The sequence below is a fragment of the Streptomyces sp. NPDC039462 genome (genome assembly GCF_055639375.1).
Genome location: NZ_JBVKAO010000009.1, coordinates 90213 through 102576, shown reverse-complemented (window position 1 = coordinate 102576; position 12364 = coordinate 90213). Strand labels below are relative to the sequence as shown.

10 protein-coding genes are annotated in these 12364 nt (G+C 71.9%); 7 read left to right on the top strand and 3 right to left on the bottom strand.

The genetic code is table 11. From position 1 onward, the window contains the following. Positions 1-9: 9 nt before the first annotated feature. A complete protein-coding gene (locus ACZ7LU_RS35790; RefSeq protein ID WP_468082849.1) occupies positions 10-1641 on the bottom strand; it encodes a carboxyl transferase domain-containing protein in 1632 nt (543 codons plus the stop codon). Positions 1642-1761: 120 nt separating this feature from the next. On the opposite strand from ACZ7LU_RS35790, the gene ACZ7LU_RS35785 reads away from it, so the two are divergent. The 4 genes from ACZ7LU_RS35785 to ACZ7LU_RS35770 all read left to right on the top strand — a co-directional run bounded on the left by ACZ7LU_RS35785 (position 1762) and on the right by ACZ7LU_RS35770 (position 5496). Further along, positions 1762-2352 (top strand): SACE_7040 family transcriptional regulator, encoded by a 591-nt coding sequence (locus tag ACZ7LU_RS35785; RefSeq protein ID WP_398297989.1) that lies wholly within the window; start codon positions 1762-1764, stop codon positions 2350-2352. 94 nt (positions 2353-2446) lie between these two features. Beyond that, positions 2447-3604, top strand: a complete 1158-nt coding sequence (locus ACZ7LU_RS35780) for an acyl-CoA dehydrogenase family protein (protein WP_398297987.1) — start codon at positions 2447-2449, stop codon at positions 3602-3604. 36 nt (positions 3605-3640) lie between these two features. Beyond that, the gene (locus ACZ7LU_RS35775; RefSeq protein WP_398297985.1) at positions 3641-4501 is read left to right on the top strand and encodes an acyl-CoA thioesterase; all 861 of its coding nucleotides are present in this window, start codon (positions 3641-3643) and stop codon (positions 4499-4501) included. 20 nt (positions 4502-4521) lie between these two features. Then, positions 4522-5496 carry a cation diffusion facilitator family transporter gene (locus ACZ7LU_RS35770; protein WP_471919136.1) on the top strand — a complete coding sequence of 325 codons (975 nt, stop codon included), beginning with the start codon at positions 4522-4524 and terminating at the stop codon, positions 5494-5496. Here ACZ7LU_RS35770 and ACZ7LU_RS35765 read toward each other — a convergent pair. Together ACZ7LU_RS35765 and ACZ7LU_RS35760 are read right to left on the bottom strand one after the other, a co-directional pair. Next, positions 5457-6245 carry a phosphatase gene (locus tag ACZ7LU_RS35765; RefSeq protein ID WP_398297981.1) on the bottom strand — a complete coding sequence of 263 codons (789 nt, stop codon included), beginning with the start codon at positions 6243-6245 and terminating at the stop codon, positions 5457-5459. The two genes, ACZ7LU_RS35770 and ACZ7LU_RS35765, sit on opposite strands and share 40 nt — an antisense overlap. Before the next feature lie 79 nt (positions 6246-6324). After that, entirely contained in the window at positions 6325-7788 is a 1464-nt protein-coding gene (locus ACZ7LU_RS35760; protein WP_471919135.1) for a helix-turn-helix domain-containing protein, read from the bottom strand. A gap of 180 nt (positions 7789-7968) precedes the next feature. On the opposite strand from ACZ7LU_RS35760, the gene ACZ7LU_RS35755 reads away from it, so the two are divergent. The 3 genes from ACZ7LU_RS35755 to ACZ7LU_RS35745 are packed head-to-tail and all read left to right on the top strand — an operon-like array spanning position 7969 to position 12163. Next, on the top strand, positions 7969-9438 hold the full coding sequence (locus ACZ7LU_RS35755; RefSeq protein WP_398297977.1) for a sodium:solute symporter: 1470 nt from the start codon (positions 7969-7971) through the stop codon (positions 9436-9438). A gap of 56 nt (positions 9439-9494) precedes the next feature. Then, entirely contained in the window at positions 9495-10478 is a 984-nt protein-coding gene (gene speB / locus ACZ7LU_RS35750; protein ID WP_471919134.1) for an agmatinase, read from the top strand. Then, a complete protein-coding gene (locus ACZ7LU_RS35745; RefSeq protein WP_471919133.1) occupies positions 10475-12163 on the top strand; it encodes a thiamine pyrophosphate-binding protein in 1689 nt (562 codons plus the stop codon). The genes speB and ACZ7LU_RS35745 overlap by 4 nt, the downstream gene beginning before the upstream one ends. The last annotated feature ends 201 nt before the right edge of the window (positions 12164-12364 follow it).

Sequence of the window (12364 nt, the reverse complement as noted above, 5' to 3'; positions counted from 1 at the left end):
ATTTGTTCCTCACATCCGGAAGACGCCGAAGGCGGGCGCCGCGGGGTCCTTTTCGGGAAGCGGGGCGTTCGCACACGCCGTCAGGGCCAGTCCGAGCACCTGCCGGGTGTCCAGGGGGTCGATCACGCCGTCGTCCCAGAGGCGGGCCGTGGCGTAGTACGCGTTGCCCTGTTCCTCGTACTGGGCGCGGATCGGGTCCTTGAAGGCCTCTTCGTCCTCGGCGGTCCACTGCTCGCCGCGCGCCTCCAGCTGGTCGCGCTTGACCGTGGCGAGGACGGACGCGGCCTGCTCGCCGCCCATCACGGAGATCTTGGCGTTCGGCCACATCCACAGGAAGCGGGGGCTGTAGGCCCGGCCGCACATGGAGTAGTTGCCCGCGCCGTACGAACCGCCGACGACGACGGTCAGCTTCGGCACGCGGGTGCAGGCCACGGCCGTCACCATCTTCGCGCCGTGCTTGGCGATGCCGCCCGCCTCATAGTCCCGGCCGACCATGAAGCCGGAGATGTTCTGCAGGAAGACCAGCGGGATGCCGCGCTGGTCGCAGAGCTCGATGAAGTGGGCGCCCTTCTGGGCGGACTCGGAGAACAGGATGCCGTTGTTCGCGACGATGCCGACCGGGTGGCCGTGGATGTGGGCGAAGCCGGTGACGAGGGTCGTGCCGTACTCCGCCTTGAACTCGGCGAAGCGGGAGCCGTCGACCACGCGCGCGATGACCTCGCGGACGTCGTAGGGAGTGCGGGAGTCCGTGGGCACCGCGCCGTACAGCCCCAGCGGGTCCACCTTTGGCTCCTCCACCGGCTGCACGGACCACGGCAGCGGGCCGCGCTCGGGGAGCGTGGAGACGATGGTGCGCACGATGCGCAGGGCGTGGGCGTCGTCCTCGGCGAGGTGGTCGGTGACTCCGGAGGTCCGCGAGTGGACCTCGCCGCCGCCGAGCTCCTCGGCGGTGACGACCTCGCCGGTGGCGGCCTTCACCAGCGGCGGGCCGCCGAGGAAGATCGTGCCCTGATTGCGCACGATCACCGCCTCGTCGCTCATCGCGGGGACGTACGCCCCGCCGGCCGTGCAGGAGCCGAGGACGGCGGCGATCTGCGGGATGCCGGCGCCCGACATCCGCGCCTGGTTGTAGAAGATCCGCCCGAAGTGCTCGCGGTCGGGGAAGACGTCGTCCTGCATCGGCAGGAAGGCGCCGCCGGAGTCGACCAGGTAGAGACACGGGAGGCGGTTCTCCAGGGCCACCTCCTGGGCGCGCAGGTGCTTCTTCACCGTCATGGGGTAGTACGTGCCGCCCTTGACGGTGGCGTCATTGGCGACGATCACGCACTCGCGGCCCGAGACGCGGCCGATGCCGGCGATGACACCGGCGGCCGGCGCGCCGCCGCCATACAGCCCGTCGGCCGCGAGGGGGGCCAGCTCCAGGAAGGGTGAGCCGGGGTCGAGGAGCGTGTCGACCCGGTCGCGGGGCAGCAGCTTGCCGCGCGCCACATGGCGGTCCCGCGCCCGCTCGCCGCCGCCGAGCGCGGCTGCCGCGAGCTTGGCCCGCAGCTCGTCGACGAGGGCGGTGTGCGCCTTCTCGTTCGCCCGCCATGCCTCGGACGCGGGGTCAGCCGCGCTCGTCAGCACTGGTGCCTGCCGCATCAGTCGAGCCCCCTTGCTCGGTCCACTCGGTTCACTCGGTCGACCTCTGATCGGTTAATGAGCGTTAACGCGTTTCCTCCAGGTTAACGAGCGCTAACGGGCCTGTCTAGAATCAATTCCATGGCCACCAGAACCGACGCCCCCACCCGTCGCGAGCAGATCCTCAAGGAAGCCGCCCGGCTCTTCGCCGAGCGGGGCTTCCACGGGGTCGGCGTGGATGAGATAGGAGCCGCCGTCGGTATCAGCGGGCCCGGTCTCTACCGGCACTTCGCGGGCAAGGACGCGATGCTCGCCGAGCTGCTCGTGGGCATCAGCGGGCAGCTCCTGACGGGCGGCAGGCACTGTGTGGCCGATGTGGACGGCTCGCCCGAGCGGGTCCTCGACGCGCTGATCCAGGGGCACATCGACTTCGCGCTCGACGACCGCTCCCTGATCACCCTGCACGACCGCGAGCTGGACCGCCTGCGGGACAGCGACCGCAAGCTGGTCCGCCAGCTCCAGCGGCAGTACGTGGAGATCTGGGTCGACGTCGTCCGCAAGGTCTACCCGGACCTCGCGGAGAACGCGGCGCGGGTGGCCGTCCACGCCGTCTTCGGCCTGCTGAACTCCACGCCGCACCTGAGCCGCCGCGACGCGCTGCCCAGCAGGGGCGCCATGGCGGAACTCCTGCACCGCCTGGCCCGGGGGGCGTTCGCGGCCGCCGCGGAGTGACACGCGTCTCTGGACGCTCTCGTGACCGCCGGGTAACCTGCCTCTGAGCAAGCGCTTAGTCGATGCAGGCAGCTGTTGGCAGAGGGAGTTCTCCGTGCGCCGTACCGTTTTCAATGAGGACCACGAGGCGTTCCGGGAGACCCTGCGCGCCTTCATCGAGGCCGAGGTCGTCCCCGTCCACGACGAGTGGTTCGCCGCGGGTCAGGTGCCGCGCGAGTTCTACTACAAGCTCGCCGAGCTCGGCCTCTTCGGCATCAACGTCCCCGAGGAGTTCGGCGGCGCCGGCCTCGACACGCACAAGTTCGAGGCCATCCAGTACGAGGAGACCGCCCGCGCGGGCGTCTCCTTCGGCGGCTCCGGCGTCCACGTGCTGCTCGCCCTGCCGTACATCAAGATGCTCGCCACCGACGAGCAGAAGAAGCGCTACCTGGAGAAGTTCGTCTCCGCCGAGGAGATGTGGGCCCTCGCGATGACCGAGCCGGGCACCGGCTCCGACGTCGCGGGCATGAAGACCACCGCCAAGCTCTCCGAGGACGGCACGCACTACGTCCTCAACGGCGCCAAGACCTTCATCACCGGCGGCGTCCACGCCGACCGCGTGATCGTCTGCGCCCGCACCTCCGCGCCCACCGCCGAGGACCGCCGCTTCGGCATCTCCCTCTTCGCCGTCGACACCAAGTCCGAGGGCTACTCCGTCGGCCGCAAGCTCGACAAGCTGGGCCTGAAGACCTCCGACACCGCCGAGCTGGCGTTCGTCGACGTCAAGGTCCCGGTCGAGGACCTCCTCGGCGAGGAGAACAAGGGCTTCTACTACCTCGGCAGCAACCTCCCCTCCGAGCGCTGGGGCATCGCCTTCGGCGCCTACGCGCAGGCCAAGGCCGCCGTCCGGTTCGCCAAGGAGTACGTCCAGGACCGCACGGTCTTCGGCAAGCCGGTCGCCTCCTTCCAGAACACCAAGTTCGAACTGGCCGCCTGCCAGGCCGAGGTGGACGCCGCCGAGGCTGTGGTGGACCGCGCCCTTGAGGCCCTGGACGCCGGTGAGCTGACCGCCGCCGAGGCCGCGTCCGCGAAACTCTTCGCCACCGAGGTCGCGCACCGCGTCATCGACAAGTGCCTCCAGCTGCACGGCGGTTACGGCTTCATGAACGAGTACCCCATCGCCCGCCTGTACGCGGACAACCGCGTCAACCGCATCTACGGCGGCACCAGCGAGGTCATGAAGATGATCATCGCCAAGAACATGGGCCTGTAGGGGCTCCCTCCGTAGAGGCCCGGTAGAACTACCTTCATGAACCAGGCACTTGAGGACCTCCTCGATCTGCTCGACCTGGAGCAGATCGAGGAGGACATCTTCCGGGGCGTGAGCCGCTCGGCGCTCGTGCCCCGCGTCTTCGGCGGCCAAGTCGCCGCACAGGCGCTCGTCGCGGCCGGACGCACCGTCCCCGATGACCGGCCTGCCCACTCCCTGCACGCGTACTTCCTGCGCCCCGGGGACCCCGGCGCGCCCATCGTGTACTCCGTGGACCGCATCCGCGACGGCCGCTCCTTCACCACGCGCCGCGTCGTCGCCGTCCAGCACGGGCAGCCGATCTTCCACCTCTCCGCGTCCTTCCAGACGTACGAGGAGGGCCTGGAGCACCAGTCCGGCATGCCGGAAGCGCCCGACCCGGAGACGCTGCCCACCGCCGCCGAGACGCTCCCGCGCCACCTCCCGCCCGAGGTCGCCGACCGGCTCCTGGAGACCCGCGCCGCCGTCGACCTGCGCTATGTGGACGACCCGCCCTGGGCCACCGTCGGACAGCCGCGCGAACCCCGCTCCCAGGTGTGGTTCCGCACCGACGGCAAGCTCGCGGACGACTCCCTGCTGCACGTCTGCCTCGCCACGTACGTGTCCGACATGACCCTGCTCGACTCCGTGCTGCTCGCGCACGGCCGGGGCGGGTGGGCCGTCGGCGACGTCGTCGGCGCTTCGCTCGACCACGCCATGTGGTTCCACCGGCCCTTCCGCGCGGACGAATGGCTGCTGTACGACCAGGAGTCGCCGTCGTCGTCCGGCGGGCGAGGGCTCGGCCAGGCGCGCATCTGGACACAGGACGGCCGGCTCGCGGTGACCGTCATCCAGGAAGGCGTCGTTCGCGTTCCCCGCTGATCGGACATACCGTCCGATACATGTCGGAGCAAGTGGAACAGAAGGACAACGGCGAGAGCACGTTCACCGTCATCGTCGCCGCCGTCGCCAACCTCGGGATCGCCCTTGCCAAGGCCGTCGCGGGAGTCATCAGCGGCTCCAGCGCGATGCTCTCCGAAGCGGCGCACTCCGTGGCCGACACCGTCACCGAGCTGATGCTGCTCGTCTCCCTGAAGGCCAGTGACAGACCGGCCGACGAGGAGCACCCGCTCGGCTACGGAGGCGCCCGCTACATCTGGGCGCTGCTCGCCTCCGTCGCCACCTTCGTCGGCGGCGGCGTCTTCGCCGTCTACGACGGCATCCACACCCTCACCCACGGGGAGGAGCCGGGCGACCCCCTCATCTCGTACATCGTGCTCGCCGTCGCCTTCCTCCTTGAGGGCTACTCCCTGCGCACCGGACTCAAGCAGGCGCGCGGCGAGGCCGACCGCTTCGGAGTCCACCTCAAGCGCTACCTGCGCCACACCCCCGACACCGCGGTCAAGGCCGTCGTGATGGAGGACTCGGCGGCGCTCGCGGGCCTCGTGCTCGCCGCGGCCGGACTGCTCGGCGGACAGCTCACCGGGTCCGGCGTGTGGGACGGCGTCGCCTCGCTCTGCATCGGCGTGCTGCTCGTGTACGTCGCCTGGGTCCTCGGGCGCGCCAACTCCGAGCTGCTCATCGGGCGTCCGCTGCCGCCGGAGATGCGGGCCGCGGTCCGCGCCGAACTGCTCGCCGACCCGCACGTCGTGGACGTACTGGAGCTGACCACGCTCCTCCAGGGGCCCAAGGAGGCCCTGGTCGCCGCGAAGATCGACTTCCGCGACGTGTCGACGGCCGGGGACATCGAGCGCGCCTGCGACCGGATGGCGCAGCGCATCCAGGAGCGGTTCCCCGCCGTCCGGCGGGTCTACCTGGACCCGACGCCGGGCCCGGCTCAGGAGGCGGGTGTCAGCCCCGCCGCGTCGAGCAGGTAGGCCGTCAGCGGGTCGTAGTGGCGCGGGCTCGTGACGTGGTCGTCGAGCGGCACCGTCACCTGCACGGTGCCCTCGGCCTCGCCGATGAACAGCGCCGGGTCGTTGCAGTCCGCGTACCCCACGGAGTCCAGGCCGCGCTGGCCCGCGCGCCCCGCCCAGCCGTGGTCGGCGACGACGAGGTCGGGCTGCGGGCGGCCCTCGCGCTCCAGGCCGTCCAGGATGGCGTTCATCGGCTCGGGGGAGTGGGTGTGCCACAGCGTCGCGCCGCGCTCGAGCACCGCCACGTCCGCGAACTGGAAGACCATGCCCTCGTCGGCCATCAGGCCCTCGGGGATCACGACGATTTCGCAGCCCGCCGCGCGCAGGGCCGCGGCCGTCGCCCGGTGCACGTCGAGCAGCCCTCCGGGGTGGCCGGTCGCGAAGAGCACGCTCTCCTTGCCGGCGGCGGCCTTGCGCAGGCGCGCCGCCATCCGCTCCAGGGCGTCGACCGTCAGCTCCGGGTCGATGGTGTCCTGGCCGTGCCGGTACTGCGGGTCGTCGATGACGCCGCAGCGCTCCGCCATCACCGCGAGGACGTCCTGCTCGTCGGTCCACCGGTCGCCGAGCTCCAGACCGAGCCAGTAGTGGCGGTCGCCGTTCGCGAGCTTCCTGTAGTGGCTGAGGTTGTTGTCACGGGGCGTGGCGACGTCACCCGCGATGCGGGTGCGGACGAGATGGTCGACGAGCGCGGCACGGCTGGGTATCGGCATGGGTCCCATTCTGCCGTCGGTGACGGTCCAGCGGTGGGCCGTCCCGAACCCCGGACCTGTGACCTCTGCCCCTTCCGCCTCAGGACACACGGCTCAGCGCGAACCACAGCTCCATGCGCACGTCGGGGTCGTCCAGGTCCGCGCCGAGCAGTGCCGCGCAGCGCGTGATCCGCTGGCGCACCGTGTTGCGGTGCACCCCGAGCGCGACCGCCGTGCGGTCCCAACTGCCGTGCAGGGAGAGCCAGGTGCGCAGGGTGGTGATCAGTGCCTCGTTTCCGGCCAGAGGGGCGAGCAGCACGCGCGCGTGGGCGTCGGCCTCCTCGGGGGCGAGCAGGGCGGCGAGGCCGTTCTCGTGGTGGCGGACGAGGGGCTGCCGGGTGGCCTCCGCGCGGCGCAGGGCGCGGGCCGCGCGGGCGTCGGCCGCGGGCAGGTCGCCGGGGGCCGCAGGGGCGGCGACGCCCAGTGTCCAGCCGTCCGTCGCGGTCACCTCTTGGCCGGCGGGGACCAGGAGGCGTACGGCGTCGTCGTCATCCCTCGGGTCGACCAGGCCGGTGCCCAGCGCCGCGGCGAGGGCGGCCGCGGCCAGCGGGGTGCGCTCCCCGCGCGCGTGCACCACGGTCCACAGCTCGCTCCCCAGGAGAGGGACGGTCTCCTCCGGGGGCGCCCCGAGGAGCAGCCGCACCAGCGCCGCCGAGCGGGCCGCCTCGGAGGCGCCCTGGTGTTCGCCGGTGAGCAGCGAGAGCAGGACGACCGCCGCCCCGGCGATGGTGTGGTCGCCCGGCTCGCGGCGCTCCGTGGCGACCCCGAGCGCGAAGCCGCGGCCACCGCCCAGGGCGTAGGCGGCCAGGTGCGTGGTCCCTGCCGTGTCGGCGGCGGACGCCGGGGCGGCGGGCGCGGGGCGGCGCACGACTTCGGTCAGCTCCCGCAGCGCGTCACGCGCGGCGTCCCGCGCCTGCCCCGCCGCCTGCAGCTCCGCCCCGTCCGGCCCGTACAGCACCGCGGACCCGCCGAGCCTGGCCGCCAGCTGGCGCAGCACGGCCGGCACCGGGTCGGGCCGTGCCGCGGCCGTGGCGAGGCCCTGCTGCGCCTCCGTCACCCGGCGCAGCTCCGCGTGCCTGGCCTCGGCCATCAGCCGCCACACGGCCCGCGCGACGCCGCTGAAGGTGGTCCGCGGCGGGACCTCGACGAGCGGCAGGCCGTACCGGTCGCAGGCCTCGGCGAGGGCGCGCGGCACCGTGTCGTGCACGGGCGCGACGCCGAAGCCGAGGGCCGCGCCGCCCGCCGCGAGGATCCGGGTCACGTAGGCGTCGAGGTACGCGGCCGGGCCCGTCGGGTCCGTGAGGTGCACGCCCGCGGTGAGGAGGAGCTCGCCGCCGAGCAGGTAGGGGTACGGGTCGGCCATCTCCGAGGTGTGCACCCACTGCACGGCCGTGCCCGCGGTCCGCGCGTCGGGGCCCGCGATCTGGCGCAGGCCGAGGTCCTCGCGGGCGAGGAGCGCGGCGAGCGGGACGGGCGGGGTGGGGGGTGCCGTGGGGTCGGCCATGGTGGACGTTCCATCCGTCTGGGGCGCGGAGAGTGGAGGAAACGTACACTTCAGCGTTGCTTTCCGGCCACTTAAGGTCGTGCCGACCGCAGGCCTCGGGTACGGGCGGATGTCCCCGCGGCCGGTCCTCACCCCCATCTGCACGACACGCCACCGAGGTGCGCGAAGGAGGCCCCCCTTATGGCCGTCGACTACACAGTGATCGTGGTCTATCTCGCCGGGATGCTGGCCATGGGCTGGTGGGGCATGCGCCGCGCCAAGTCCAAGGCCGAGTTCCTGGTCGCCGGGCGCCGCCTCGGGCCGTGGATGTACTCCGGCACCATGGCCGCCATCGTCCTCGGTGGCGCCTCCACCATCGGCGGCGTCGGCCTCGGCTACCAATACGGGCTCTCCGGCGCCTGGATGGTCTTCACCATCGGCCTCGGGCTCCTCGCGCTGAGCGTGTTCTTCTCCGCCCGCATCGCGCGCCTGAAGGTGTACACCGTCTCCGAGATGCTCGACCTGCGCTACGGAGGGCGCGCGGGCGTCATCTCCGGAGTGGTCATGTGGGCGTACACGCTGATGCTCGCGGTCACCTCGACCATCGCGTACGCCACGATCTTCGACGTCCTCTTCGACCTGAACCGCACCGTGGCGATCGTCCTCGGCGGCTCGATCGTCGTCGCCTACTCCACGCTCGGCGGCATGTGGTCCATCACGCTCACCGACATGGTGCAGTTCGTGGTGAAGACGATCGGCGTGCTGCTGCTCCTGCTGCCCATCGCGGTCGTCAAGGCCGGTGGCTTCGGCGAGATGAAGGAGAAGCTGCCCACCGAGTACTTCGACCCGCTCGGCGTCGGTGGCGAGACGATCTTCACGTACGTGCTGATCTATACGTTCGGCATGCTCATCGGGCAGGACATCTGGCAGCGCGTCTTCACCGCCCGCAGCGACAAGGTCGCCCGCTACGGAGGCACCGTCGCCGGCACGTACTGCCTGGTCTACGCGATCGCGGGCGCCGTCATCGGCACCGCCGCCAAGGTCATGTACCCGAAGCTGCCGAGCGCCGACGCGGCCTTCGCGACCATCGTCAAGGACGAACTCCCCATGGGCGTGCGCGGCCTCGTCCTCGCCGCCGCGCTCGCCGCCGTCATGTCGACGTCCTCCGGAGCGCTCATCGCCTGCGCGACCGTCGCCAACAACGACATCTGGTCGCGGCTGCGCGGCGCGGTCACCAAGGGCGGCGACGAGCCGCACGACGAGGTCAAGGGCAACCGCGCCTTCATCCTCGTCATGGGCGTCGCTGTAATCGTCATCGCCATCGCGCTCAACGACGTCGTCGAGGCCCTGACCGTCGCGTACAACCTCCTCGTCGGCGGCCTGCTCGTGCCGATCCTCGGCGGTCTGCTGTGGCGCCGCGGCACCGCGGCCGGCGCGCTCGCCGCGGTCGCCGCCGGCGGGCTGTCCGTCATCGGGCTCATGTGGGGGTACGGGATCCTCGCCAACGAGCCCGTCTACTACGGCCTGCTGACCTCACTCGCCGTCTACGTAGTGGTCTCCTTCGCGACGAAGCCCACCGACGCCGCGGTCCTCGCCGCTTGGCGCGAACGCCTCGCCGGGCGCGGCGCCGATCCCGAGCCCGAGACCGAACCGACCCCCGTACCTCAGTAAAGTCAGAAAGCGCCCACAAAGCGCATCGAAGCGTAAAAAGGAAGGCACTCCCCACCATGAGCAGCAACGAGACGCCCCGCGGCCCCGTCGACTCCTCCCGCATCCCCCGGTACGCGGGCCCGGCGACGTACGCCCGGCTGCCCCGCCTCGACGAGGTCGGCGGCAAGGCGGACATCGCGGTGGTCGGCGTGCCCTTCGACTCCGGCGTCTCGTACCGCCCCGGCGCCCGCTTCGGCGGCAACGCGATCCGCGAGGCCTCCCGCCTCCTGCGCCCCTACAACCCGGCGCAGGACGTCTCGCCCTTCGCGCTCGCCCAGGTCGCCGACGCGGGCGACATAGCGGCCAACCCGTTCAACATCAACGAGGCCGTGGAGACCATCGAGGCCGCCGCCGACGACCTCCTCGGCACCGGCGCCCGCATGATGACCCTCGGCGGCGACCACACCATCGCGCTGCCGCTGCTCCGCTCGGTCGCCAAGAAGCACGGCCCGGTCGCGCTGCTCCACTTCGACGCGCACCTGGACACCTGGGACACCTACTTCGGCGCCGAGTACACGCACGGCACGCCGTTCCGCCGCGCCGTCGAGGAGGGCATCCTCGACACCGAGGCGCTCTCCCACGTCGGCACGCGCGGCCCGCTGTACGGCAAGAAGGACCTCACCGACGACGAGAAGATGGGCTTCGGCATCGTCACCTCGGCGGACATCTACCGCCGCGGCGCCGACGAGGTCGCCGACCAGCTCCGCCAGCGCATCGGCGACCGCCCGCTCTACATCTCCATCGACATCGACTGCCTCGACCCGGCCCACGCGCCCGGCACCGGCACCCCCGAGGCGGGCGGCATGACCTCCCGCGAGCTCCTGGAGATCCTGCGCGGCCTCTCCTCCTGCAACCTCGTCTCCGCGGACGTCGTCGAGGTCGCCCCGGCCTACGACCACGCCGAGATCACGGCGGTGGCGGCCTCCCACACGGCGTACGAACTGACGACGATCATGTCCCGCCAGATCGCGGAGGCCCGCGGGACGGGGAGCACACAGTGACCCACGACCACGACCTGGTGCTGCGCCCCACGCCGCGCCAGACCGAGGCGGCCCTGAACCCGCCGCCGGGCCGCAACGGCGGCGACCTCGTCGTCGAGACCCTCGCCGGCCTCGGCGCGACCACCGTCTTCGGCCTGCCCGGCCAGCACGCGCTCGGCATGTTCGACGCGCTGCGGCGCTCCTCGCTCTCGTACGTCGGATTCCGCGTCGAGAACAACACGGGGTTCGCGGCGGACGCCTACGGCCGGATCACCGGCGAGGTCGCCCCGCTGCTGCTCTCCACCGGGCCCGGCGCGCTCACCTCGCTCGCCGCGCTCCAGGAGGCGGCGGCGGGCTCCTCGCCGGTCCTCGCGATCGGCAGCCAGGTCCCGGTCGCCGGGCTCGGCGGCGGCCGCCACGGCTATCTGCACGAGCTCCGCGACCAGCAGGCGTCCTTCCGCGACGTCGTGAAGTCCGTCCACACGGTCCGCACGGCCTCGCAGATCCCCTCCGCGATCGCGGCGGCCTGGGAGTCGGCGCTGACGGCCCCGCACGGTCCCGTCTGGGTGGAGATCCCGCAGGACGTGCTGCTCGCCGGGACGACGCTGCCGGTCGTCACGGCGATGGACGCGACCCCCGAGGAGGTCGTGCCGCGCCCCGAGCTGACCGCCGTCGCCGCCGACCTGCTGTCGCGCGCCGAGCGGCCCGCGATCATCGCGGGCGGCGGCGTCGTCCGCTCGGACGCGAGCGGCAAGCTGCTCGCGCTCGCCGAGCTGGTCAACGCCCCCGTCGTCACGACCTTCGGCGGCAAGGGCGCCTTCCCCTGGGAGCACCCGCTCTCGCTCCAGTCGTGGCTGGAGGACCGCCACACCACGGACTTCCTGGAGGACGCCGACGTCCTGCTGGTGGTCGGCTCCGGGCTCGGCGAACTCTCCTCGAACTACCACACGTTCAAGCCCCGCGGCCGGGTCATCCAGATCGAGGCGGACGCCGGGAAGCTGGAGTCCAACCACCCCGGGCTCGGCATCCACGCGGACGCCCGGATCGCCCTGTCGGCGCTCCTGGAGACGATCGAGACGCCCAGGGAGGACGCCGAGGCCCCCCAGAGGGTGGCCGCTCTCCTCGGCAAGGTCCGCGAGCGGATCGCCGCGCAGGACCTCACCCTGGAGCAGCAGGTCCTCACCGCCGTCCGCGATGCCCTGCCCGACGCGGCACCGTCCTTCTGGGACATGACGATCCTCGCGTACTGGGCGTGGTCGGCCTTCGACGCGCGGCGGCCGAACACCATGCACTCGGCGCAGGGCGCGGGCGGCCTCGGCTACGGCTTCCCCGCGGCGCTCGGCGCGGCCGTCGCGGACCCCTCGCACCCGGTCCTCGCCGTCTCCGGCGACGGCGGCGCGATGTACTCGATCGCGGAGCTGGCCACGGCGAAGCAGTACGACCTGCCGGTGACCTGGCTGATCGTCGACGACGGCGGCTACGGCATCCTGCGCGAGTACATGTCCGACGCCTTCGGCGAGGCGACCGGCACGGAGTTGGCGCGGCCCGACTTCGTGAAGCTCGCGGAGTCCTTCGGGGTGCCGGGCGTCCGGACGACCCCCGAGACGCTCCGGGACGACCTGGCGAAGGCACTGGCCGAGCCGGGGCCTTCGGTCGTGGTGCTGCCGGCGGTGCTGCGGATGTTCGCGCCGACGCATCTGGGCTGACCGACCGAGAGCTCGACCGGCCAATGGCTTAGCCGGTCGAGATTTTCATATAAGTCATACAACCCTTCACCGGTACCGGTGAGTCATGTGAAGCGAGCGCGTCGGGGGACGCGCTTGTACGGGCCCCGAGGGTCTTGTACAGACCCAAGGGGATGGGAAGAACTCCATGACTCACCCGGTATCCGGGATATCCCGGCGCGC

Excerpts from the sequence above, each read along its gene's own strand:
- ACZ7LU_RS35790 (WP_468082849.1), bottom strand. The coding sequence starts at position 1,641 with ATGCGGCAGGCACCAGTGCTGACGAGCGCGGCTGACCCCGCGTCCGAG.
- ACZ7LU_RS35785 (WP_398297989.1), top strand. The coding sequence starts at position 1,762 with ATGGCCACCAGAACCGACGCCCCCACCCGTCGCGAGCAGATCCTCAAG.
- ACZ7LU_RS35775 (WP_398297985.1), top strand. The coding sequence starts at position 3,641 with ATGAACCAGGCACTTGAGGACCTCCTCGATCTGCTCGACCTGGAGCAG.
- ACZ7LU_RS35770 (WP_471919136.1), top strand. The coding sequence starts at position 4,522 with ATGTCGGAGCAAGTGGAACAGAAGGACAACGGCGAGAGCACGTTCACC.
- ACZ7LU_RS35765 (WP_398297981.1), bottom strand. The coding sequence starts at position 6,245 with ATGCCGATACCCAGCCGTGCCGCGCTCGTCGACCATCTCGTCCGCACC.
- ACZ7LU_RS35760 (WP_471919135.1), bottom strand. The coding sequence starts at position 7,788 with ATGGCCGACCCCACGGCACCCCCCACCCCGCCCGTCCCGCTCGCCGCG.
- ACZ7LU_RS35755 (WP_398297977.1), top strand. The coding sequence starts at position 7,969 with ATGGCCGTCGACTACACAGTGATCGTGGTCTATCTCGCCGGGATGCTG.
- speB (WP_471919134.1), top strand. The coding sequence starts at position 9,495 with ATGAGCAGCAACGAGACGCCCCGCGGCCCCGTCGACTCCTCCCGCATC.